This window comes from Rhizobium sp. TRM95796, from assembly GCF_025779995.1.
Lineage (GTDB): Bacteria > Pseudomonadota > Alphaproteobacteria > Rhizobiales > Rhizobiaceae > Rhizobium_E.
The window spans coordinates 1,267,836-1,292,478 of the sequence record NZ_JAOXHE010000001.1 but is presented as its reverse complement, the minus strand read 5'-3'; the positions used below and the strand labels follow the sequence as shown (position 1 = coordinate 1,292,478).

Here is a 24,643-nt window from a genome sequence, read left to right as displayed (position 1 = left end):
GAAATGGACAGGGAAGTTGCTTAACCGCGCTCCACGCTCCTCTATTGCGGCTCGTAGAGCGTCGTTACCATCGGAGGCAGGTTAGGACCTATCAGATTCCATTTCCCATCCCATATGCCGCCAGCTTACCACCGGGCTCGCTTGGTCAACGGCGTTGCCGTCCGCCGCGACGCTTCGGCCCCTTCGGGGTGACGGGCGCTGCGCGCGGCGGCAATTCCGAGGCATCGGGACGAGGGATTTCGGTTCCGCCCCGCAGGCGGGTTCGCCCTGCCTCCGGCGGATCGAACAAGGGATAACGAAAGAATTGGAAGACGCGAAGACCGCGCGCGGCGGTGGAAACTCAGTCGGCACCGGGAGCGGCGAAGGTCCGAAAATCGTACTAAAGACCTCGAAACTCGAAAGGGTCGCGTCGAAAGTCGAAGGGTCCAACACTTGGCCGACGATTGGCCCTAGCATCACGTACCTGTACGTGACGGCTAGACCCGGCGAGGCCGGAACGAAAATCCGCCCGTCCCAATGCTTTCGCAGTATCCCCGACGATCGTTCGAACGTCGAACGATTCAGTTCGAGAATCGAATGGAAGACTTCGAAAATCGAACCATCCATCAAAACGACGCTTACAGACAGTTCGATTTTCGGCCGATCGATTGTTCGGTTTTCGACGCATCCGGGACGTTCGGAACGATGAATTCGACCGTTAAGATTCCGCATAGTCCGTTAACAGACGATCGGGCATGACCCGCGGTGCCCGTTTCTGTTCCTGGGCTCGCTTCCAGTTTTTTGCTATTCTTCATCTCGTTGAAACGGCATGGAAATTGACAATCTGACATGACCTCGAAACTGAAAACAATCCCCGGATTGACCTTCAACCTTCTTGTCGAGGAAGTTAACGAGCGTGACCGCGAGGGCCGACGTTTGCTCTATCTTGCGTCTGTATATCTTCAGGTCCGTGGTTCCTCCCGGCTGTACCTCATCCGCCGTTCGCGCCTCCCCGGTGCGGCGATCCTATTTGAGCGCGACGCTCGGCTTGGTCGGATCGACGTCGGCCACTTCGTCGATGTCATGAAAGTCAATCTACCGATCGCCTGAAGCGAAGACCCCGCCCTTTGCGCCGGTGAAGTCCAGAACCCAAAATCTGCGAAGACATGAGGGGTAGCCAGCAATGGCGTGTGGATACACGCCCCGCAGGTCAGGGGAAACCCCCGTGAACCCCTCAATTTCCGTGCCGGGCCAGGGAAGAGCGGCAATGCGCGACAAGATCATTCGAGTTCGAGCCACCACGGACGAACTGGCTCTAATTCAGGACCTCGCGAAGTCCCGCGGCATGTCGCTGTCGGAAATGGTGCGTCGTTCTGCGCTGGGCGTGCGTATGCCCGCCGCGGCACTGGACAGGCGCGATCTGGCTGAACTCGCCCGAACACTTGCCGCACTTGGCCGGATCGGCGGGCTCCTGAATCAACTCGTGCGTCGGGCACATAGCGGGAAATTGACCGGGCACGATGCCGAATTGTCGAAGACGCTCGCTGGCGTCGACGCGTTGCGCGCGCACCTGCGGGAGATCATCCGATGATCATCCAAAGTACCCGTATCCGTAGGGAAGGCGGCATCGCCTATCTCGCTCATCACCTCTTGGACAAGTTGGAAGAAAATGAAAGCATTGAAGTCTTGGCGGGCGACCGCAATTCCCTCTTCGACGCCCATGCGCTCGCTGACCTCAAGCGTTGCCGATATAGTCTGCGCCACATTTCCATCTCGCCGGAGAAGGAAATGTCGGCCTCAGACCTGAGTGCCTTCCTGCGGATGGTGGACGCGGAGTTCCAGATCGGCCCGGAGAGGCCCCGGCTGCTTGTGAGGCACATCAAGCACAGCCGATCGCATTTCCACGTCGCCGTCGCCGAGGTGGACCCCGTCTCGTTTCGAGTCCTCGACTGCCGCAAGGACTATGCGCGTCTCGAAGAGCTCGCCCGGCGCTACGAGGCCGACCATGGCGAGAATGTCCAGCCTTCCCGTGCCGAGCGTCGTGAAGCACGGATCGAGGGCTTCTCGGACACGGCGCGCAAAAGGGCCGAACGGACGTCGCCCGGCTTCAATCGTACCAGATTGAAGTCCGCCTTCGCCATAGGCACCGCGGCATTCCGCGCGGAGTTGAAGGCCCAGGGTCTTCGCCTTGCCAACGGCGAAAAGGGCGCGATCCTGGTCACCCGCGACGGCGTCTTCGTGGCGGCCGCCAACCGTGCCGCCGGAGTCCGGAGAAACGAGTTCCAGAAAATCATTGAAGGAGAATTCGACAATGAACGACTTATCGGAAACCAGAAGTCAGCACCCAAACATGCTGGCGACGGTCGAACGCAACACAGCGCGTCTCCTGCCGTTGCTCACACTGCTCGAAACACCGGAAGGACCAGACCGGGTCGGGCAACTAACGGACTTGCTCCGTCTAATTCTGGACGCCCAGCAGCGTCAAGCCATCGCGTTGAAGACCGTCGCCGACAAGCTCGATCGCCTCTCCCAGCGATAACCGGCCGCCGCCGGGAGGACATCATGCTCGCCTGCCTCAATAGGGAATTGGACGAACTGCTACGCCGCGCCCAAGAACTCGCGGAATGGATCAGGTGGGCATTCGAACCCGCGACCTCACGTCTCACCCGTCAGATCGAGGAAGCTCGACGGAAGCGGAAATCATTTCCGTATTCACCGGCCGAACGCGCAGAGCGGCCCGAGCCGACCTATGATTATCGGCGGAGGACGGCACCATGACCAATGAGAAATCGAAGACCCCGAGAAGGCGACGCCGCAATTGCCATGACAGGCTCCGCGCCATGATGCTCGAAGCTCGAAGGCGACGCCGCGCCAATCCTGCGGAGTCGGTGGCGGTGCAGTTACTAGCCCTCTTCACAATCCTCCTGGGTCGGATGCCGGTTGTTCCGAGCGTCGTAACCCCAACTCCCTACACCTCGCCACCGCTCTCACCGGGCGAGGCATATCGGAGGGATATCGGTCGACGTCTTGGAATTCCCCCTCGCTACGTCGGCGTTGTTCTGGCGCAGGGCATCGTGCCGTATTCCGTCTTGTTTGACCATGTGCGCCGCGGTGGCAAGAGCCGAGACGACGCCATGAAGGTTCTCCGGCAGCGGGCACCGGAGCCTTGCCGGGACTGGCTCGATCACGTCGAGCAATGGGGTCTCTGGAGTAGCCTCTTGCTTTGCCACGTCCGCAGCGGTCTTGACGAAGACACCGATGTCCGGCTCCTGAGATCAACCCTTGCTTGGCTGGACGTCGAGACCCCAGATGACGGCGTACCTGGCCCAGCCGGTGCGGGCGCTCCGGCAACGCCCGGGCTTGGTCCTGACATACCTGACCCCGACGAGGACCCGAAGCCGCCGAAGCCCTAAGGGCAGGGAAAAGGTGACTTCAACTCTTGCCATTTCACTTCCCCTTCTACACTTTCTCGATGAAGTCCTGGAGGGGTGAAATGGCAATACCGGATTACGAGACATTGATGCTTCCGGTCCTCAGGCTGTTTGCCGAGGGTGCGCCCAACGTCGCTGCTTGCGTTCCGTCCCTTCAGAAGCAATTCGACATTTCCGACGCCGAGGCGGCCGAGCTCATCCCCAGCGGACGGACAACCGTACTGCAGAGTCGCGCGCATTGGGCGCGGACTTATCTTTCGAAAGCCGGGTTGCTCGCATCCCCCCGCCGGAACCATCACGAAATCACCGACCTCGGTCGGCAGGTGATCGCGTCAAGCCCAACCAAGATCGACAACGAGCTGCTTGCCGGGTTCGAGGGCTTCACCGAATGGATCGAGCGCTCACGGCAGGGCGGTGACGCCGAGCCGCCGCAGGGCGGACTTCCCGCGACCTCGATAATTGTGGACCTCACGCCAATCGACGAGCGGCAGACGCCGGAAGACGCCATGTCCGCCGCCGCGTCCCTTTTGGACGCCGCGCTGCGCGACGAACTCCTTGGGGTCCTGCAACAGCTTTCCCCGCAGCGCTTCGAGCGCCTTATTATCGACCTCCTGATCGCGATGGGTTACGGCGGGGGTGATCTCGCGAACGGCTTGATGACGAAGGCCACGGGCGACGGCGGGATAGACGGCATCATCCATGAAGACGCCCTCGGCCTGGACGCCGTCTATGTTCAGGCGAAGCGTTATGCACCGGAGAACAAGGTCAGCCGTCCCGATGTCCAACGCTTCATCGGATCGTTGACCGGAGAGGGCGCGACCAAGGGCGTCTTCGTGACGACATCCGACTTTTCCAAGGACGCGCACGACTACCTCACGCGGGTCCAGCATCGTGTTGTTCTGATCAACGGACAACGGCTTGCGCGCCTCATGATACAGCATGGCGTCGGCGTGCGTGTCCGCCAGACGTACCGAATTCAAAGCATCGACGAAGACTATTTTGCGGACGTCACCGGCTGAGCGGATTTGACCGCAAGATAGTATTGGAAGACCTCAATCCTTCGCATGACGACTCAACCCCCATCCGCTATTGATCTTTCCCAACAATCTCCGATCCTCCACCGCGAGGGTCGGCATAAGAACAAGGGAATGGAGGACGTCGCCCGATGAATGCCGTCGAGATCGAAGAAGCCGTGTCCGTGCTCGCCAGCGAGCCGTTCGACGCCGTCGAGTTCCCGTTCGCCTTCCTGGCCGCATTCGGCAACAAGGAAACGACGATCAAGCGTCTCAGGACATCGTCGGCAAATTCGTCGGATGTCGCGGGCGGGGTCCTTCAGAAGAGCAATATCCATATCGCGACCTGTGCCGAGGGCAGTGTCGGTGAGACCCTTGTGACGCTGCGCAACAGCCCGAAGACGGCGTCGAACAAGGCCAAGTTCATCCTGGCAACGGATGGCAAATGGTTCGAGGCGGAAGACCTTACCAGCGGCGAAACCGTCGCCTGCCCCTATCCCGAGTTCCCGGATCATTTCGGCGTCTTCCTGCCGCTGGCGGGCATTACCACCGTCAAGCAAATCCGGGAAAGCTCGTTCGACATCCGGGCGACCGGCCGGTTGAACAAGCTTTACATTGAGCTTCTGAAGGACAATCCGGAATGGGCGACGGCGGCGCGACGTCCGGACATGAACCACTTCATGGCGCGACTGATTTTCTGTTTCTTCGCCGAGGATACTGACATCTTCAACGGCGAAGGTCTGTTCACGGCTACCGTGAACCAGATGAGCGAGCGCGACTCCTCGAATACACACGAGGTCATCAGCACGATTTTCCGGGCGATGAACACGCGCACCACGCATGAGGGGAAACCCGACAACCGCCATCGCAAGGCGGCGGACATACCCAGATGGGCAGATGGCTTTCCCTATGTGAACGGAGGCTTGTTCTCCGGCAACACCGAGGTGCCGACGTTCAGCAAGATCGCCCGTTCCTATCTTCTGCACATAGGCGGCTTGAATTGGAAGTTGATCAATCCTGATATCTTCGGGTCCATGATCCAGGCTGTCGCCGACGATGACGAACGTGGTGCGCTCGGCATGCACTACACCAGCGTGCCGAACATCTTGAAGGTCCTGAACCCTCTATTTCTCGATGACCTTCGCGAAAAGTTGGCGGAGGCCGGTGACAACGCTCGCAAGCTTCTCAACCTCCGCAACCGGATGTCCCGGATCAGGGTCTTCGATCCTGCGTGTGGGTCTGGGAACTTCCTGGTCATCGCCTACAAGCAGATGCGGGAGATCGAGGCCGAGATCAACAAACGCCGTGGGGAGCCGGATCGGCGCACGGAAATTCCCCTCACGAACTTCCGGGGCATCGAACTGCGCGACTTCCCTGCGGAGATAGCCCGTCTTGCGTTGATTATCGCGGAGTATCAGTGTGACGTCCTTTATCGTGGCCAGAAGGAAGCCCTTGCCGAGTTCCTGCCTCTGGACGCCGAGAACTGGATCGTCTGCGGGAATGCGTTGCGACTTGATTGGCTGAGCATCTGCCCTCCTGCAGGGACTGGTGTCAAACTTCACGCCAACGATCTGTTTCACACGCCTCTCGATCAGGCTCAGATTGATTTCGAGAACCAGGGTGGGGAAACCTACATCTGCGGCAATCCGCCCTATCTTGGTAGCAAGTGGCAGACAGACGAGCATAAATCTGACCTCAAGGCGATCTTTGAGCGACGAACGAATAGCTGGAAGTCACTCGACTACGTGGCAGGTTGGTTCATGAAGGCCGCAGACTACGGTACGCAGACAAGCGCCGTCGCCGCATTGGTGGCCACAAACTCAATTTGCCAAGGAGTTCAGGTTCCAATTCTGTGGCCGCTAATTTTCAAGACGAACCACAAGATTCAATTCGCTCACACGTCATTCAAATGGTCTAACCTGGCGAGCAACAATGCGGGCGTCACCGTTGTCATCGTTGGTATTTCTAACAGACAGCAAGCAGTAGGCCGCCTATACTCCGTAGATGACAGTGGCAAAGTGGTGGTGCAGGAGGCCAGCAATATCAATGCTTACCTTGTTGCTGGAAGAGATATCGACATTCAGCCTTCGAAAAAGTCGATATCGGGGACTGCGTACATGGATTTGGGGAACATGCCCAAAGACGGTGGAAATCTGCTCCTTTCCTTCGATGAGGCAGTGGCAGCGACAAGCGCGGAGCCAACAATCTCTCGCTTCGTCCATGACTTTGTTGGATCGCAGGAGTACGTAAAAGGAATTGTCCGACGCTGCCTATGGATAGAAGATTCTGAGGTTGATGCCGCGCTAGAATCGAAATTCGTTGCCGCCCGCCTGGCTGGAGTTCGGGAAATGAGGTTGGAAAGCGATGCCGAGTCGACACGGGCATTCGCTGACCGCCCGCATCGCTTTAAGCAGATTCAAGGTAGAGGGCGTACGTCATCAATCGTTGTTCCGAAGGTGACGTCTGAAACCCGTCCCTATCTTCCGGTTGGGCTACTGTCACAACATTCCATCGTGTCTGACAATGCATTCGCCCTTTACGACGCCCCGCTCTGGAACATGGCCTTGATCGCCTCGCGCCTCCATCTTGTTTGGATCGCCACCGTATGCGGCAAGCTGGAAACGCGATACCGTTATTCCAACTCACTTGGCTGGAACACCTTTCCAGTGCCGCCATTGACGGAGAAAAACAAGTCCGACCTGACGCGGTGCGCAGAAGACATCCTCCTGGTCCGGGAAGCGCACTTTCCGGCGACGATCGCTGATCTCTACGAACCGGACACCATGCCCGCCGATCTGCGCGCGGCCCATGAGCGCAATGATGAGGTACTGGAACGCATCTATATAGGTCGCCGCTTCCGGAACGACACCGAGCGGCTGGAAAAGCTGTTCGAACTCTACACGAAGATGACTTCGGATGGCAGCCGGGCAGTCAAGCGGAGGGGGGCAGGCAAATGACCGCCACCAAGGCCACGATGGCCGATGCTCGCACCCTGGCTCTAGTCGATGACCTGAGGAGCCTTCCGGCCGAGACCTCATGGGTCGAGTTCAAAGAGAACAATGAAGACCCGCAGATGATCGGCCGGTTGATCTCGGCGCTATCCAATTCCGCCCGTCTCGCCGACCAGCATTTTGCCTATGTGATCTGGGGCGTGAGGGACGACGATCACACGGCCGTTGGCACCAGCTTCGAGCCGACGAGCCAGAAGCAACAGGGCCAGCCACTCGAACTCTGGCTGGCTCAGCGGCTACAGCCGTCGATCGCGTTTTCTTTCCGGCCGATCGAGTATCGAGGGGTAAGGATCGTCCTCCTGGAAATACCCGCGGCGGCAACCAGCCCTGTGGAATTCGAGCGAACGGCCCATATCCGTATCGGTAGCGCGACACCGCGGCTATCCGACCATCCGGAACGCCTCAGGGCGCTATGGGCAAGATTGCAGCCCTACGCGTGGGAAACCGGGATTGCGGCGCAGTTCCTGTCGAGCGATGACGTTCTCGCGCGCCTGGACTATCCGAGCTATTTCAGCCTGACAAAGCAACCGCTGCCGGACAACCGTAGTGGCATTCTCGAAAAGCTTGATGCCGATGGCCTCATAAAGAAAGACGTCGGCGGACATTGGAATATCACCAATCTCGGCGCGGTTCTTTTCGCCAAGCGGCTCGGCGACTTTTCCCCGTCCATCGCCCGCAAGGGCATTCGTTTCGTCGCATACGACGGATTGAACCGTGCGGGCATCGTGACCCATCGACAGGATGGGCAGAGAGGCTACGCGACCGGGTTCGAAGGCCTGATCCAATATCTCGATCACCTGTTGCCGCATAACGAGCATATCGGCAAAGCCTTCCGCGAGGAGCGGCCGCTTTACCCATCCATCGCCATTCGCGAGCTTGTCGCCAACGCCCTTATCCACCAGGACATGACAATCACCGGGGCAGGCCCGCTGATCGAACTGTTTGCCGACCGAATGGAAATCACCAATCCGGGTCAGCCGCTCATCCAGCCCGAGAGGTTTCTGGATTCGCCACCGCGTTCACGCAACGAGGCGCTCGCATCCTTGATGCGCCGCATGAACCTGTGCGAAGAACAGGGAACCGGGATCGACAAGGTGTTCGCCGCCGTCGAACTGCATCAATTGCCGCCGCCAGATTTCCGAGCGGAAGGCGACGCAGTGCGGGTTGTTCTCTTCGCGCCCAGACGCTTTGCGGACATGACTCCGGACGAGCGGGTCCGGGCCTGTTACCAGCATGCGGCCCTGAAATATGTCAGCGGTCAGCGCATGAAGAATTCAACGCTCTGCGAGCGGTTTGGGATCGACCCGCAGAATGCCGCACAGGCATCCGGCATCATCCGGCAAGCCCTCGGTGGAAATTGGATCAAGCCTGCCGACCCTGCCCATCCGCGAGCAGGCTATGTTCCGTTCTGGGCTTAGGTTTGAAAAGTTTTGATCGGGTTTTGATTTCAGAGAGGGAGAAGCATGGCAAACGAGAGAACTGATAAATGATTTCAATATCTTGCTTTGTAGATTCATTCTTGATCGGGTTTTGACAAAATGGGCAAGGTCATTCCATCCGTTTCCATGCGCACCGCCGGAACTGGCGCTTCGACCAAGGCCAATGAACTCGGCATGCGCACGATGCAAGAGCGCGCCTACGAGCACCGTGGCGAACAATATCTGCTGATCAAGTCGCCTCCGGCATCCGGCAAGTCTCGCGCTTTGATGTTCATCGCGCTCGACAAGCTCCACAATCAGAATGTCCGCAAGGCGATCATCGTGGTCCCGGAACGGTCGATCGGTGGCAGTTTCGCCGACGAGCCGCTTTCGAAATACGGCTTCTGGGCCGACTGGGAAGTGAAGCCCCAGTGGAACCTCTGCAACGTCGCCGGCATCGAGAATTCGTCCGTCGCCAAGTCCAAGGTCAAGGCCGTTGGCCAGTTCCTGGAGAGCGACGACAGGGTTCTGGTCTGCACACATGCGACATTTCGGTTCGCTGTCGAGGAATTGGGCGTCGAAGCCTTCGACGATTGCCTCATCGCCGTGGACGAGTTCCACCATGTCTCCGCCAATCCGGACAACAAGCTCGGCGCGCAGCTCGGACAGTTCCTGTCCCGTGACAGGGTGCATCTGGTCGCGATGACGGGGTCCTACTTTCGCGGCGACGCCGAGGCCGTTCTTGCGCCGCAGGACGAGTCGAAATTCGTCACCGTCACCTACACCTACTATGAACAACTCAACGGCTACGACTACCTGAAGTCTCTCAATATTGGCTATTATTTCTATTCCGGCCGATATCTCGACGCCATCACCGAGGTTCTCGACCCGGCCCTCAAGACCATCGTGCATATCCCGAACGTGAATTCGCGGGAAAGCACGAAGGATAAGGTCAAGGAAGTCAACGAGATCATGGATGCACTCGGAAGCTGGGAGGGCGAAGACCCGGCGACGGGGTTCCACCGAGTCCGGCTTGCGGACGGGCGTCTCATCAAGGTTGCCGATCTGGTGGACGACGAGCCGTCGCGGCGCGACAAGGTCGTTTCCGCATTGAAAGACCCGGCGCATCGCAACGATCGTGATCATGTCGATATCATCATCGCGCTCGGCATGGCAAAAGAAGGCTTCGACTGGATTTGGTGTGAACACGCCCTGACAGTCGGCTACCGCGCCAGCCTCACCGAAATCATCCAGATCATCGGCCGGGCCACCCGCGACGCGCCGGGCAAGAGCTCGGCACGCTTTACGAACCTGATCGCCGAACCGGATGCGAGCGAAGAGGCTGTCGTGGACGCCGTGAACGATACGCTCAAGGCCATCGCCGCCAGCCTGTTGATGGAACAGGTCCTAGCGCCCCGGTTCAATTTCACGCCCAAGAACGCCGAGAGCGGCCCGCTGCCGGACTTCGATTATGGCGACAAGGGCTACGACCCCAAGGGTACGAATGTCGGCTTCAACGAAACGACGGGCCAGTTTCATTTCGAGATCAACGGCCTTGTCACACCACAGAGCAATGAGGCCAAGCGCATCTGCCAGGAAGACCTCAACGAGGTGATCACCGCCTTCGTGCAGGACAAGCCCGCCTTGGAGAAGGGCTTGTTCGATGACGAGACCGTGCCGGAAGAACTGACGCAGGTCCGAATGGGTAAGATCGTCAAAGAACGCTATCCAGAACTCAGCGACGTCGACCAGGAAGCCATTCGGCAGCACGCCATCGCCGCACTTAACCTGACCCAGAAGGCCAAGGCTATCGCGGCGGAAATGGAAGACGCCGGACAGTTGAAAGGCGGATCGGCGCTGATCGACGGAGTCCGCAAATTCGCCATGGACGTCCGCAATCTGGACATCGACATGATCGACCGGATCAATCCGTTCGAGGCTGCCTATTCGATCCTCGCGAAGTCCATGAGCGAGCAAACCTTGAAGCAGGTCGCCGCGGTCATTGCGAGCAAGAAGGTCAGTATTCCCTATGAAGAGGCGCGAGACCTTGCCCTTCGCGCTCGCAAGTTCAAGGAGGAGCGGGGCCGCGCACCGGACATCACGTCGCCGGACGCATGGGAGAAGCGACTGGCAGAGGGCGTCGCGGCGTTGAAACGACATGTCGAGCTAAAGCAGAATGGTTGATATTTCCGACGAAGACCTTCTCGCCGAACTGGACGCAGCCCCGGAGGCCAAGAAACAGGCTGCCAGGACGCCGCGCGAGGAACGCATCATTGCCGGATTTGAAGACATCGTCCGGTTTCGGGAGGAACATGGCCGTGTTCCCCAGCACGGAGAATCCCGGGACATCTTCGAACGCCTCTATGCCGTCCGGCTCGATCGGCTGCGCGAGCAGGAGGATTGCCGAGCGCTATTGCAGGACTTCGATCGGTACGGGCTGCTGGTAGCGGCTCCGGCTTCGAAGGAAGAAATCGAAGACCTTGATGACGACGCGCTTCTCGCCGAGTTGGGCGTCGAACCCGTTGGCGACGTGGACCTCACCAACCTTACGCATGTGAAGCCGCGGGCAGAAGTCCGCGCGGCCGAGGAGGTAGCCAACCGCACTCCGTGCGCAGACTTCGACGAGTTCAAGTCACTGTTCGACAGCGTGCAGCAGGAACTCGAGTCCGGAATTCGCCAGACACGTCCGTTCGAACTCAAAGCGGAAATCCGACCGGGTGCCTGGTTTATCGTCGGCGGGCAAAAGGCATATGTGGCTGACATGGGCGAGCAGTTCACCACAGAGCATGGGCGAACCGACGCCCGGTTGCGCGTCATCTTCGACAATGGCACCGAAAGCAACATGCTCATGCGGTCGCTACAGCGTTCGTTGAACAAGGACGACGCTGGCCGCAGAATTACAGACCCCGTTGCCGGGCCGCTCTTCTCCGGGGAGATGACAGACGGAGATATCGAGAGCGGCACGATCTACGTGCTGAGAAGTAAGTCCGACCATCCTACGGTCGCCGAAAACCGAGACCTCGTGCACAAGATCGGCGTCACCAACATGTCGGTTGAGCAACGGATCGCGGGCGCTCGACTCCAATCAACCTACCTGTTGGCCGATGTCGAGGTCGTCGCCACCTACAGGCTTTTTAATATCAACCGGATCAAGCTGGAACACGTGCTTCACCGCGTCCTGTCTCCGGCGCGCCTGGACCTCACGATAAAGGATAGGTTCGGCAACCCGGTGAAGCCGGAGGAGTGGTATCTGGTGCCACTGCATGTCATCGACGAGGTCGTGGAGAAGGTGAAGGATGGGTCAATCACGGGGTACGAGTATGATCCAGCCGAGGCGCGGTTGAGGGCGATCTGAAAATTCTGTCGAGATAAATTAACTGGAGATTCAAATGAGTGAAAACATGGAGGTGCTGAAGGGGCGGGTTCTGGCCTTGTCGCCCTGGGAGCAAAAGGACATTGTAGGTGGTCTGCCGATTCAGGTGCTGCTCTCCGCTCTGTATGACAAGACCTCCGATCTAGGCTCAATTTACAAAGAGTTGAGAGACAAAGATTCGATGCTCAATGTTTTCGATGAGAGAGCTCGTCTTCGAACCGTTGTTGAAAAATTCGGTGAGACAATTCTCCGGTTTACCGACGCTCAATTCCAAAAGGGTGAGCGTAGCAACGGATGGCGTGATCTCAGCCATACAGAAATGCAAGATATCGTAATCGAAGCTCTGATGACCTCGCTTGGCAACGCTATGAGGGTCAGGAAGGAAACAAGAAATATCGAGGGAACCGCGGGAATGGCGGAACGCTGAAGACTATCTTGCAAAAGTCTGCGTCGGCGAAATCTGTGCACGACCGAGCGCAGCGTATCGGTTGCGGAGGACATAGTGACAAAATTCAAAGAGCCTTTTTTCCGCGTTAAGCTTTCTGATCAGCTGATCGAGTCCATGACGCTTGCGGCGCTCGAGGCTTATGTCTTGGGCGATCAGCGAAACAAGAAGAATAAGGAGAAGATAGAGACGCTCGGTTATATCTGGGGATTCAGGAGAATAGAAGGCGAAACGGTCAATCTTTATCTGGACAGAATGAGCCTTAGTCTTTCGGCAAGGCGAACAAACGGTTCGGTGACGCCACATGAGCATGCCGCCGAATTGAAGCACAATTTGATTGAACGTTGGTCGCCACATCTGCTGCTGCTGGGGGATTTTCATACACATCCGTTTGACGATTTGACTGAAGTTAAGTCCAACTCCGGATGGGATTTTTCTCAGGCCGATCTCGACTACTTGGACGGCGACGAATTCCTATGGGAAAAGTCGGATCAAACACCAGTCAACTTGGTGATGACCGTATGTAGATTGGGCAGAGTTCGGGAGACCTTTTCAGCAGAGATGTGCGATCAAAACCTCTGGCAGTTCGATGCCGGAGAGTTCCGCTTCTGGCTGAATGTCAATGTCGGATTCGTCAACCGTGATGGTGACCGACGTCAGACTTTCAAGGACAAGAGCGGTGTCTTCCTTGATTTGAATACTCGCTTCTACAACATGCCTGGTGACCGGATAGCGTCTCATATCTTGCGGGACGCATAAAAGTTTGGCAAAGAAATGACTGGTACTTGCAACGGTTATAGCCCCCAGCAACTTGTCAGGATCGCTCCTTCCTATCGCAAGCTGACCGGGAAACACGCCCCCTTTTTGAGGAGAGCCCAGCGGAATGTGCGGCGACCATGACCGTCCGCCAGGGGAATGGCATTCGGAGGACTATTCCGAGCCATTCATCTTCCAGCCACCTGCATACTACCCGCTCTGTAAACCCTGCTATGCGCGACTACACAAACGTTTCAATGCCCCGTCAGGCGAATGGGAGTTGTTCTATCTTCACCTTGAGGCGGGCGGGTCTGGGAAGGAATTCGTCGAATTTCGAGGCCTGGCCGAGCGCCGGAATCTGTGCGGCCGAGTCGCATCGGGCGCGCCTCTAGGCTTGCCGCATATCCGGAACAGAGAACCAGGACCCTATTGGTGGTGCGAATTGACGCTTGATCCGGAATCTCTTCACGCCCGCTGGGCCAGACCGCGCCCATTGCGCCAAGGCCCGACGAGGCGGGACTCCGCCGAGCGATCGCAAATGCGGAACTGTCAGATCGTGAGATTGCACTCCGTCGGACGCATGCCAATGCCCCGCTTCGAACGGCTACCATAAGGATGCTCGCCCCAGAGACGCTATCCTGCGATAGCTATAGGACAGACCGCAAATCAGGTGTACTGCGGATTGACGAAACCACTGACGTCCTTGCTTGCGTGGGAACCGGATCGTCGGGAGGACGGCTCACCCTTCTGGGTGAGCCTTATGGCCGAGGGTTGGAACCCGCCTGGGCGCGAGTTCGAATTGACATTGGTGCCTTCGGCGGCCGCCGCCGTGCGGATGTTCGAAATGCGGTAGACGACCGAATGCGGAATTTGAAACTGGCAGATCAGAGGGCAAGATTCGACACAATTCGTCGAGCCTTCTCTCGCCCTGTATCGATGATTGCGGCATTCGTCTTCTGCGAGAGAAGCGCCCTTTGCTTACGCTCCAGAAAATAAGCGATCCTCTCTGCGTTCGCCCCACTGGCATGCGGCATGCCAGTGAGAACGCGTTCCGGACGAATGAGGCCTTTCCCGACGAGCAACTGAATTGCTTCCTCCACCTTACCGCCAAGAGGAATCCAGAGCGCATTCGGCAGAGCGATAGCTTCCTCGACCAGCGACGAGGTAATGAAAGATTTCAACAGCGGAGACGAGGTCATGGGCGGTGATGAACCGCCGTAATCTTTGGCTCCAACGAATGTCGGATATCTGATGGCCGAGGTATAGTGCACGAGATGAGCCGATGAGCCGAACAAGCCCGCGCTCGATTGGATACCCAATTTCTCGTGCAGCCCAAGATAGTCCAGCATGGCAGTTATGTTCGCGCGCATCGATCCGGCGAAGCTTGCAGTCGCTTTGGCGGCCCTGGCCGCAGATGCGACGTCCGCGCCGCGCAAGAGCTGTCGTCGCGCTTCCAGCAAGGCATCAGTAGCCTGCCTCCTTCCGGGCGTGATGCCGCAGATCACCACTTTTGCCTTCTCGTTGATCGTTTCGAAAGGCGCGTATGACGTGGTAATCGGACCTTCCGTCGCAAGTCTCAGGCTGCCGCCCAAGGTAAGATCGTTGGTGATCTGTGACACCGAGGCCGAGGTAATTTTCGCCGAGAAATCGGCAAGTGTAGGCAGTGACGCAATGTTCGTCATTAAGGTCTCCATATTCAATTGTGTTGAAAAATTAGTCTGAGAGACGATCGCGAGTGGGAATTCGGAAGTTTGCAGGCAACCCGTGCAGTTCATCGGTGGTAAATCTCTTCCATTCGACACCGCGAATGATACCCCAATTCCCAACGTCATTCGGACGTCGCCAACTGGGTGCAGGCATCCGTTGCAAGTGCGCCAAGGCATCCGAAAAATCGGCTATCTGGACCTCATCCCCCTTTGTGCCGACCGTGTAGTTTCCTCCACGGATCAGCCCGGGATGGAACGGGGTCCCATCGCGCCCCACCGGAATGAAGAGTACGGTGGAAGCGGCATCAATCGGCTGCGAAGGTTGCTCAGGCTCATCAACCGATTCCCAGATAGAATCGAAGAACTCGGCCCTATCCTTCAACCAGGCAAGCGCATCGGCTGCGGGTATTCGTCCTCCTTCGTTCCCGAGCTTTCGATCATTACCGGACATCATGTTTCGAATGCGCCCTTCGGACACGCCGCCAAACTCGGCGAGTGCCGCGGGCTCCACCAAGCCGCCGTCATCAAGTGCCATTCGGTTCGCCGCCAGCCGAACGATTTTTGTCAGCTGGATATCTTGATCTGATGCCGAAATCTTCCAGAGTGCGAGAGGAGACTTGTCGATAAACTGCATCATCTCGCTGACCAGCGATTCGATGTACCGCCGCCGCTCCGACGGGGCGACGTCCTTCTGCAAGATCACTCCGTAGATCGCGTATGCAGCGGCCTCTTCGAGCCGCCGCGCGATAGGCCAGATGCCGTAGATGGCAGGCATGGCATCTTCGAGAATCCGCCGCCACTCGTTGCCAGAGTAGGTATATCCGGTGGCGGCCCCGACAGGAGCGAGCATAGTGGTCAGCCCTTCCGCCGCGGCCTGCTCTCCAACTATGGCCGTCAGATACTCTCCCGCAGCCTCCACGATACTGACAATCCACTGGCCGAAGTCCCAGTCGTTCAAAAGCTCGACATCGAGCAGGTTGATACGTTCTTCTCTTGAAAGGTCTGCGCGCAAAATCATCCTCCATGAATTCGTGATTTATCGAATTCATACATTTTCCCTCAGTCTATTGCAAGAGGGAAATTTCGTTTTTATGTGATAAAACGTATTTGACAATTTTCCCTCAATAAGTATTTTCTGACGTCAGAGCGTTGTTCGACGCTTCGGGGCGAACCCCGCTTTCTCTATCGTTGCGACAGTCAGCCGCGAACACGGTTGGCCAATTGAGGCGGGGCGACCCGCCTCATTTTTTTGTTGACGCTCTTGTCTCGGGTTTAGAACAGGGCTCGACGTGGAGCCTCGGTATCGCTAAAAGTATCGCTCTCGGTATCGCAATTCGGGTGATTGGTCCGTGAGTTGCGAGCAGTGCACGGAAAGTGCGATAATTGACGGAGAGTCCCACCCTCTCCGCCAAGTTGTATTCCACTCTCCGCCTATTTATCTCAAGGCCTTGGCTTTCTTAGCGAATTTCTGATCGAACTGCCCAGACCCAGGGAGTCCGACCATGAAAGTATCAGCCAAAGTATCAGGCCGGGTACAATCTGAAGTATCCGCAGCCGACGCGGAAATCATTTCCGCATCGAAACCGAATCGCAAGAAAAAATCGCCATCCTCCGGCCGATACCTGGTCCGCAACGGCAACTCCTTGCTGTTTCAGATCAGGATGCCGAAGAGCCTCGTCTCAAAAGGCAACGGGCTTCTGCGATTGAGTCTCGGGCCGATGCCTCTCGCCAAGGCGCGAGCGCTCGCCGACGAACTCGCCGGAATTGCCCGAAAGGCCTTTCGTGATCTGGAGAGAATAATGAACGACGACGACAACATCGATCACGAAGAGGATAGCGAAGAGAGCCGCAAGAGAAAGATGGCGGCACTTTTCGGCCTCGACGGAGCCGATGACGAACGTCTGACGATTCAGGTCATGACGGCGCATATGAAAGCGGCGCTGTATGACATGCACCAACCGGGCGCTCCGCTGTCTCCACAGGAGGCGCAGGGACACGAGATGATCCGCAACCTCGTGTCCATCACACGGGAGGTGACAGCGAAGCGAGAAGGTCGAGAACATAGCCCACTCATCGCCGACAACGCCGACCTGTTGGCTTCCACGTACATCAGTAAATGGCAGACCAGTACGGCGGCACCGGATAACCCTCTGGCTCCAACTGCGGCATCCATGTTGTCCCCGGCCGCTGGGGCTCCCTCCCAAACGAACTCTTCGCCTGGGCCGATTGTTACCGTTCCGCCGCCCATTCAGGTTCCGCCTCTTGTCTCCGGGGCGTCTCCCCCCGAGCCGCAATATCGCGAAGAAGACGATGAGGAAATCGCGGCCTATCATCTGGATAGACGCGTCGCTCGGCGTGCCCATTCCACTCGTCCAAAGTTCAGTGTCGTCGCGCGAAAGTACTTCGCTGCGCGCAGGCTCAAGGACTCTGACCGGACCAACGACATCGAAATTGCGGAAGCACGGGTCGAATTGTTCTTGGACCTGATTGGCGACCATCCTGTAGACACTTACAATGGCACCGACCTCCAGGCCTTCATTGAGTTCCTGAGATACTGGCCATCCAAGAAATCTGATCGTCCCAAGGATATGTCGCCGCGAGAAATCGTCGAGTTCAACAAAGACCTGCATCTCGTGCCGCTTTCGCGCAGCACCCTCGAAGACGGCTATATTGCCGTGGTCAAATCGGTTATCAACTCCGCCCAGACCGAAATGGACTTCGTATCCAAGTTTCGAACGGCTCGTCTCATTTACCCGAGCACTGCTCGGTCTAAGACTCATTCCGAACCATTGGGCAGCGACAAGATCAGCAAGCTGTTTGCAGCAGGCGTGGCAACGGGCTACATTGACGAGGCCATGCTGCCGCCTCTCGCTTTGTTGACGGGCAGAAGACTTTCGCTTCTTTCATATCTGATCGGCGATGATTTCCGTGAGAAGTTCACAGGGGTTTGGGTCGCCCAGACCAGCGGCATCGTTTATGTGAACGGCAGACTTACGCGTGTCCCTTATAAGACCGACGCCTCCACAGAATATTTTGTGCTCCACCGCTTCCTTGTGGAGATTGGGTTTGTCGAATGGGCGATGTCCCGCGGCCAAGATTTCATATTTCCTCAGATCATGAAGAGTGAGGACCCATCCAAACGAGCCTCGCAAATCATGCAGCGTCTGTTCAAGCGCGCCGGAATCAAGGGCGCGCGAGGTGAGGTATTCCACTCACTCCGGGGCGCTTACATTAACGAGTCGACCGAACAGAAGGTAGACAGGCGCGAGCGCAAGCAGCAGGTCGGGCACGAACTCGGCGAAGACGAGCATGAGATGTATGGCTTCTCCTCACTAACAGAGAAGCAGGCGCGACGCCTTGCTCATCTTGAGCTCAGCGCCGAGATCGATTTTTCGGTGTTCCGCGGATTGGATTTCGAGAAGATGGCGGCGAAGGAACGGAAGAAGGGGCGCAGGGCATTCGAAGACTGACATCGCTGTAATGCGCCATCGACGAAAACTATTTCCGCTTCGCTCCAAAGGCGCAAAGCGGAGTTAGCCCTGCCTGCTTCGCACGGCGGATCGTCTGCATCCGAGGCTCCCCAACCAGCCGAATTTCACCAAGGTCTTCCGCGATTAATCGGTGTCGCTGGGCCGATATCGGGCGGGGGACAAGGTTTCCGGGAACGCGCCCTATATCTCCGTATGATTGATCGGCGGCCGCTGATGTGATCGGCTCTATGCTCGGGCCTTGAGCCAGGCAGGGAGAGCAAATTGCGAATCCATCATCTCAACTGTGGATCACATTGCCCCGTCGGCGGCGCTCTTTTCGATGGATCGAGCAAGGGAGCCCTCGCGCATATCTGCACGCATTGCCTCCTCGTCGAAGCGGCCGACAGCCTTGTGCTTGTCGACACGGGGTATGGCCTGAAAGACGTGACTGGGTTTTCGGGACGAAGGCTGCCCGTTGCCTGGTCGCTCATCCTGAACACACGGCTGCGCGAGCGGGACACCGCGATCCGTCAGATCGAGGCACTGGGATTTTCCGGGCGCGACGTCCGCCACATCGTCCTCACCCATCTCGATTTCGACCATGCGGGCGGGATCGCCGATTTTCCTCATGCCCGCGTCCATGTCATGGCGACTGAGAGAGAAGCCGCCGACAACGCGCGCGGTTTCATAGCCCGGCAACGCTATCGGCCCGCCATGTGGAAGGACGTGCGGGAATGGCGGACATACGAGCCGAGCGGAGAGGCCTGGTTCGGCTTCGAGGCCGTCCGCGGTCTCGACGGACTTCCTTCCGAATTTCTCATGGTGCCGTTGCCCGGCCATACGCTGGGCCATGCAGGCGTCGCGATCCGGGGAGACGACGGCTGGTTGTTGAACGCGGGCGACAGCTTCATGCACGATGGCCAGCTCGATCCGGCGCATCCGCATTGTCCCATCGGGATCGACATCTACCAGGCAATCATGAGCAGCGACCGCGACGCCCGCCTGGCAAACATTGAGCGGCTGCGGGGACTGAAGCGTGATAATGGCGCGTCCGTCCGGATATTCGCCTCCCATGACGGCACACAGTTTACGGCCATGCGTCATTCCCCGGAAGCGTGATCAAAATGCGCAGATCAATTGTTCGAGCCCCTAGACCGCTCGCGGGAGCCGGGTTGCCGTGGCATCGCGGGCTATGTCGAGGGCGAGCAGAGGCACTTCCTGGGAGATTGTCAGCGGCTGCGATCGCGTCCGGTTTCCAACGGAATGCGTGCGCTTGTCAGCATCGGCGATCGGTTATCTTTCTTCCTTCTGAATACTGCCCGCGATGCGGGCGATCACTTCGGCCGAGGACAGGATTTCGGAGGCGTAGGACGGCGCGTTTATCTCCACCGTCACCCTCACCTCGTCCATGCTGAAGGCCGCAATGGCATCCTTGACCAGGGTGACGTGATAGCCGAGCTCGGCCGCATACCGCATCGTGGTGTCGACGCAGGTATTGGCGCGCATGCCGATGATGATGACCTTCTCGACACCGCTCTGACGCAGGAGGAGGTCGAGGTCCGTATTCTGAAAGCCGCTCGACACCCAATGTTGCTGGGCAACTGCGTCGCCTTCCTGCGGCGAGAAAGCGGGATGAAACTGTCCGCCCCAGGTCCCTTCGGCGAAAGACTGCGTCCGGCTCGCACCGGCCTGCGCCGGAGGCTGATGCTTCCAGCGGAGGAAGTCGCCCTTGCACCAGCGATGGTGGGGCGCGATGAACACGCGGATACCCGCCGATCGGCATGCCTTCATCACGTGCTCCATGTTATCGACCGTGTCGAGCGCCCTGATGGTCTCCTCGCAATAGATATAGAGCTTGCCACCCTCCGAGATGAAGTCGTTGTAGGGATCGATGATCAGGAGTCCGGTCGACCCGGGTTCGTAGGCCAGATGCGTCATCAGGTTCGCTCCATCGCTTCGTTAAGGCAAAAAAGTGGGTCGGCCCCGGCGGTGGGAGCCGACCCAACTGGCACGTCCGGGACGGGTCACGTGCCTCGCGGCCGGGGCGGAGGGGAGGACGCCGGCCGTGTTCGATGGATTGAAGTTAGCGCCGATCGGTCTTCGAATATTGTGGAATCCCGCTGAATTCGGACGACGCTCACCTGCGTTCGACCATCCATCCGGCGCGTCGGCCATACCTTCGTTTGCCGATATCCAACCGAATGTACAATTCATCGGAGGCAGCGAGGCGAGCATTCTGGGCATCACTTGATCACTCAGGGAGAGCCCGATGAATGCCATTCTGCATTCAGACTTCGAAGCTGGGGCCGCGGTCGCCGCCACACTCGCCGATCTGCTCCTTCGACTTGAGACCGGCCCGTCAGCCGAAGCCAGAACGGCGACGGATCGCCTTGGCGACCTCGCCGTCGATTTCCGCCTTGCCGACGAGAAGCCGGGCCAGGGTCTGTCTTCGTGGCAGCGTCGCAAGGTCATTCGAGACATTGAGGAAAACCTCGGCGGCACGCTTCGTGTGGCCGAACTGGCGAAAGGAGTCGGGCTCTGCGAAAGCCATTTCGGTCGCGAGTTCAAGACGTCGTTCGGCATGACTCCCTACGCCTACGTCATCTCGCGCAGACTCGCGCTTGCCAGGACGCTGATGAGCACGACCGACCTGCCCCTGAGCGAGATCGCGCTTGCCGTCGGCCTCAACGATCAACCCCATTTGTGCACGCTGTTCCGACAGGCCTTCGGAGCGACGCCGGGGCGTTGGCGAGCAGCGAGGTCGACCAACAATGCAATGTCCGCAGACCTACGTGTAGGCCACCTGCACTAGAGGAGACGATAGTATGGGGAATGTCTTCACCAGCTCAGAAAGCTCGACCCGTTCGGCATGCGCGATGGCGAAGAGGAACGCGGCCTACAAGCAGGGCAATCCGCTAGGTCCCCTTGTTATCGGCATCGCGACAGCCTCAGTCTTGGTCGCATCGCTCCTGTTGGCGACCGCCAGCCTGGGGTCGCCCAATCAATCCGGATACGGTGTCGCCCCCTCCGAAAAGGAATGATCGGAAGGCTGGTCAGCCAAAAATCAAGCCTGAACATCGCGAAGCGCAATAAACCGAAGGGGCGCTGATGACGGTCAGCGCCCCTTCGGTTTGAAGGATCGACAGAGTTTATTGGATGTCACGCTGCCGTATGGGTGATCGAAGCCGCGTCGGTGCCCTTGAGCATCTCCGCCATGCGGACCAGGTCCGGGAGCGTCTTTGCGCCCATCTTGCGCATCGCCGACCCGCGGTGGATTTTCACGGTGATCTCGCTGAGGCCAAGCTGTCCCGCCACCTGCTTGTTCAGGAGGCCGGAGGTGACCATGGTCATCACCTGCTGCTCTCGGAGCGACATCGCGTAAAAGAGCTCGGCGACCTTCGAGACGCTGGAATTCTTCTGTCTACCGGAGCGGTCCTTCTCAATCGCGACACCGACGGCGTCGAGCAGCTCCTGTTCGCGAAACGGCTTGGGCAGGAAGTCGACCGCTCCGGCCTTCATCGCCTTGACCGACATCGGGACATCCGCATGTCCGGTCATCATGACCACGGGGAGGTCGACACCGTACTGGGCGAGCTTGTGCTGGAAATCGAGGCCGCTGATTCCGGGGAGCCGGACATCAAGGAGAAGGCAGCCCGGCTCCGGCCCACGCTTGGCAGCGAGAAATTCCTCCACGTTCGGGAAGGTGCGGCAGCCGATACCGACGCTCTCGAACAGGAGCGATAGCGCCTGAGCGAGAGACATGTCATCGTCGATCACATAGACAGTCGAAGCGTTCCGTGACATTGCCCTACCCCCTTTCGATCCGACGCCCGCCGTGGGCTCTCTTGATGAATGGCAATATTCCACAGGCCATGCGAAGATGCGAATTAAAACTTGTAAAGACCGATCAACATCGGCGTATCTGCCTCATCTGCGGCCTGTACTCCATGGCCTCATGCCGCCGCGGGAAGAATGATCTTGAAGAGAGCGCCTGGTCCGGTGTTTTCCACGGTGAGCTTGCCACCATGGGCTTCGACGATCTGCTTGCAGATCGCGAGACCCATGCCGAGACCGGTCGTCTTCGTCGTGAAGAAATTGTCGAACAGGAAGGGCATGTTCTCGGCGGGAATCCCAAGCCCGCTGTCCTGAACCTCGATCGAGACATGATCGCCGCCGACACCCGTCCGGAGCGTTATGGCACGCCGGGCGTGCGGCAGCTTCTGCATTTCCTGGATCGCGTTTACCACGAGATTCACGATGACCTGCTGAAGCTGAACAGGGTCCACCGCGATCGACGTTTTGGCGTCCGAGAATTGCTTCTCAAGACGCACGGCATTCATCTTGAGCTCGTGGTCGACGAATTTGAGCGAGTCCTCGACCAACGACGCCGCGTTCACAACGAGCTTGTCAGCTTGCTTGCCCGTCGCCATCGCGCGGGTTCGGGCGATGACATCGGCGGCCCGCCGGGCGTCGGCGACGATGTTGTTCTGGATGACCGCGAGTTTGTCCTTGTCCACAGTAGGCCGTTCCAAGAGCCGTCGTCCCGCCGCTCCGTAGGTCATGATGGCGCTGAGCGGCTGGTTGATCTCATGCGATATGGATGCCGTGAGTTCTCCTAGGAGCGCCAGCCTTGTATGGTGGGCGAAAGTCTTCTTCAGCTCCGCCAACGCCTGCTCGGCCGCGACGCGTTCGCTGATGTCGATGAGGCCAACCAGCAGACGACCTTCCGCCCTCAGTGCGGGGGACGGATTGAACGAGAGGTGAACCGCGATCGGCGTGCCGTCGACGCGAAGCTGCTCGGTTTCCTCCTCGAACCCTGGCAGCAGATAGAATCCCGATTCGAGCGCGCGAATGAACGTCCGCATGCCCTTTGGGGACCAAAGGCTCCTTACAGTCGTGCCGACGAGTTCGCTTGCCGACTTCGCCCCGTAGAGCGCGACCGCGGCGCTGTTCACCTCGGCGACGACAGTCGCCTCCATTGCCTCCTGAATCAGGTGTGGGTTGAGCTCGATATGGGCGCGGAGATCGGTCACGCCCTCGTCCTTGAGGCGGCGGAATATCTGCCAGAGCCGACGGGTGTCGAGGTGCAGGAGACCCATGCTCATCGCCTGGAACAGCTCGCGGTAGCGGGCTTCGCTTGCGATGAGCTCCGCCTCGGAGCGCTTCCGGTCCGAGATGTCGATTGCGCCGACCAAAACAGACCCCTTACCCTCGTGGCCGGGAGGCCAGCAGACGGTGAAGAGGGCGTTGAACGGGGTGCCGTCCATCCTCGTCAGGATCGTCTCGGCCGACAGCCGCGGCTCCCTGCGGATAGCGTAGAGCAATGCGTCGGCGAACAGATGTCTGCTCTGCCTTGGCCAGGCGGCTTCGACGTTGCCGCCGATCATCGCCTCGCGGCTCTCCGCGCCGAACATTTCCACCGTCTTCTCATTGACGTCGAGGACAATCGTGTTGCGCAACGCCTGTTCGAGCCATTCCTCGTCGTTGTGGAAATGGTGGGCGAAGTCGGTCACTCCGCGTTGCATCAGCTCTCCGATCATCCGGCGCACCCCGGAGAAATCGAGTTCCCAGAATGAGGCCGCCATGGCCTGAAAGATGTTCTCGTAGCGGTGCGAGGCGATGCGGGCCTGCTCTGCGATCTCGTCGAGACGGGCGAGATCGCGGCTTCTCTCGACCACGAACGATGGATATCCGTGGTCGTCGCGTTGCAGTGTCCAGTCTACTCCGGTCTTCAACTCGGCTCCGGCAGCCGACCTTCTGTAGAGCTCGCCGGACCATTCCCCCGCGTCCAGCAAGAGACCCTTGATGGTGTCGAGGCCATGAGGATGTCTTGTCGCCAGGAGTTCGTCCGTGTTGCGGCCCGCGGCAGCGTCGGCCGAGTGTCCGTAGAGGTTCTGCGCCGACCGGTTGACGAACATGATCTCGCCGTCCATTCCGAAGACCATGACGGCATCGGAAACCGTGTCGAGCGCCGACGCCAAGGCCCGCACGTTCGGAATTGGCGTTCTTGCTGGGACCAATAGCTCGACCGTCATCCCGCC

19 protein-coding genes are annotated in these 24,643 nt (G+C 58.6%); 14 read left to right on the top strand and 5 right to left on the bottom strand.

Translation table 11 applies throughout. The annotated features are described in order from the left end of the window. Window positions 1-828 precede the first annotated feature (828 nt). The 11 genes from OCK01_RS06105 to OCK01_RS06055 all read left to right on the top strand — a co-directional run bounded on the left by OCK01_RS06105 (window position 829) and on the right by OCK01_RS06055 (window position 13,429). Window positions 829-1,089 (top strand): hypothetical protein, encoded by a 261-nt coding sequence (locus tag OCK01_RS06105; RefSeq protein WP_263823128.1) that lies wholly within the window; start codon window positions 829-831, stop codon window positions 1,087-1,089. 157 nt (window positions 1,090-1,246) lie between these two features. After that, a complete protein-coding gene (locus OCK01_RS06100; protein ID WP_263823127.1) occupies window positions 1,247-1,570 on the top strand; it encodes a plasmid mobilization protein in 324 nt (107 codons plus the stop codon). Next, on the top strand, window positions 1,567-2,757 hold the full coding sequence (locus OCK01_RS06095; protein WP_263823126.1) for a relaxase/mobilization nuclease domain-containing protein: 1,191 nt from the start codon (window positions 1,567-1,569) through the stop codon (window positions 2,755-2,757). Before OCK01_RS06100 ends, OCK01_RS06095 begins: the two co-directional genes overlap by 4 nt. After that, window positions 2,754-3,392, top strand: a complete 639-nt coding sequence (locus OCK01_RS06090) for a hypothetical protein (protein ID WP_263823125.1) — start codon at window positions 2,754-2,756, stop codon at window positions 3,390-3,392. Before OCK01_RS06095 ends, OCK01_RS06090 begins: the two co-directional genes overlap by 4 nt. 80 nt (window positions 3,393-3,472) lie before the next feature. Beyond that, complete coding sequence (locus OCK01_RS06085; RefSeq protein ID WP_263823124.1) at window positions 3,473-4,429, top strand: restriction endonuclease; 957 nt, start codon at window positions 3,473-3,475, stop codon at window positions 4,427-4,429. 146 nt (window positions 4,430-4,575) lie between these two features. After that, a complete protein-coding gene (locus OCK01_RS06080) occupies window positions 4,576-7,380 on the top strand; it encodes a class I SAM-dependent DNA methyltransferase (protein ID WP_263823123.1) in 2,805 nt (934 codons plus the stop codon). Continuing rightward, window positions 7,377-8,852, top strand: a complete 1,476-nt coding sequence (locus OCK01_RS06075) for an ATP-binding protein (protein ID WP_263823122.1) — start codon at window positions 7,377-7,379, stop codon at window positions 8,850-8,852. The genes OCK01_RS06080 and OCK01_RS06075 overlap by 4 nt, the downstream gene beginning before the upstream one ends. Before the next feature lie 120 nt (window positions 8,853-8,972). After that, entirely contained in the window at window positions 8,973-11,036 is a 2,064-nt protein-coding gene (locus OCK01_RS06070) for a DEAD/DEAH box helicase (protein WP_263823121.1), read from the top strand. Continuing rightward, window positions 11,029-12,207 (top strand): GIY-YIG nuclease family protein, encoded by a 1,179-nt coding sequence (locus OCK01_RS06065; RefSeq protein WP_263823120.1) that lies wholly within the window; start codon window positions 11,029-11,031, stop codon window positions 12,205-12,207. The genes OCK01_RS06070 and OCK01_RS06065 overlap by 8 nt, the downstream gene beginning before the upstream one ends. A 34-nt stretch (window positions 12,208-12,241) precedes the next feature. Next, window positions 12,242-12,652, top strand: coding sequence for a hypothetical protein (locus OCK01_RS06060; RefSeq protein WP_263823119.1), 411 nt, complete (start codon window positions 12,242-12,244; stop codon window positions 12,650-12,652). A gap of 75 nt (window positions 12,653-12,727) precedes the next feature. Continuing rightward, on the top strand, window positions 12,728-13,429 hold the full coding sequence (locus OCK01_RS06055; protein ID WP_263823118.1) for a hypothetical protein: 702 nt from the start codon (window positions 12,728-12,730) through the stop codon (window positions 13,427-13,429). A gap of 881 nt (window positions 13,430-14,310) precedes the next feature. Here the strand turns inward: OCK01_RS06055 and OCK01_RS06050 are convergent. Together OCK01_RS06050 and OCK01_RS06045 are read right to left on the bottom strand one after the other, a co-directional pair. After that, complete coding sequence (locus OCK01_RS06050) at window positions 14,311-15,108, bottom strand: hypothetical protein (protein WP_263823117.1); 798 nt, start codon at window positions 15,106-15,108, stop codon at window positions 14,311-14,313. A gap of 31 nt (window positions 15,109-15,139) precedes the next feature. After that, window positions 15,140-16,144, bottom strand: coding sequence for a hypothetical protein (locus OCK01_RS06045; RefSeq protein WP_263823116.1), 1,005 nt, complete (start codon window positions 16,142-16,144; stop codon window positions 15,140-15,142). Between the two features lie 490 nt (window positions 16,145-16,634). Between OCK01_RS06045 and OCK01_RS06040 the strand changes: the two genes are divergently transcribed. Together OCK01_RS06040 and OCK01_RS06035 are read left to right on the top strand one after the other, a co-directional pair. After that, entirely contained in the window at window positions 16,635-18,602 is a 1,968-nt protein-coding gene (locus OCK01_RS06040; protein WP_263823115.1) for a hypothetical protein, read from the top strand. A 282-nt stretch (window positions 18,603-18,884) separates the two neighbouring features. Further along, on the top strand, window positions 18,885-19,721 hold the full coding sequence (locus OCK01_RS06035) for an MBL fold metallo-hydrolase (RefSeq protein WP_263823114.1): 837 nt from the start codon (window positions 18,885-18,887) through the stop codon (window positions 19,719-19,721). Between the two features lie 174 nt (window positions 19,722-19,895). Here the strand turns inward: OCK01_RS06035 and OCK01_RS06030 are convergent, their stop codons facing one another. After that, window positions 19,896-20,540: a cysteine hydrolase family protein gene (locus OCK01_RS06030; RefSeq protein ID WP_263823113.1), complete on the bottom strand. Its 645-nt coding sequence runs from the start codon at window positions 20,538-20,540 to the stop codon at window positions 19,896-19,898. Between the two features lie 331 nt (window positions 20,541-20,871). Here OCK01_RS06030 and OCK01_RS06025 point away from each other — a divergent pair, with 331 nt between their 5' ends. Continuing rightward, window positions 20,872-21,414, top strand: a complete 543-nt coding sequence (locus OCK01_RS06025) for a helix-turn-helix transcriptional regulator (protein ID WP_263823112.1) — start codon at window positions 20,872-20,874, stop codon at window positions 21,412-21,414. A 347-nt stretch (window positions 21,415-21,761) separates the two neighbouring features. Here OCK01_RS06025 and OCK01_RS06020 read toward each other — a convergent pair whose 3' ends face one another. Further along, window positions 21,762-22,379, bottom strand: coding sequence for a response regulator transcription factor (locus OCK01_RS06020; protein WP_318530226.1), 618 nt, complete (start codon window positions 22,377-22,379; stop codon window positions 21,762-21,764). 176 nt (window positions 22,380-22,555) lie between these two features. Beyond that, window positions 22,556-24,637, bottom strand: coding sequence for an ATP-binding protein (locus tag OCK01_RS06015; protein ID WP_263823110.1), 2,082 nt, complete (start codon window positions 24,635-24,637; stop codon window positions 22,556-22,558). Window positions 24,638-24,643: the final 6 nt, after the last annotated feature.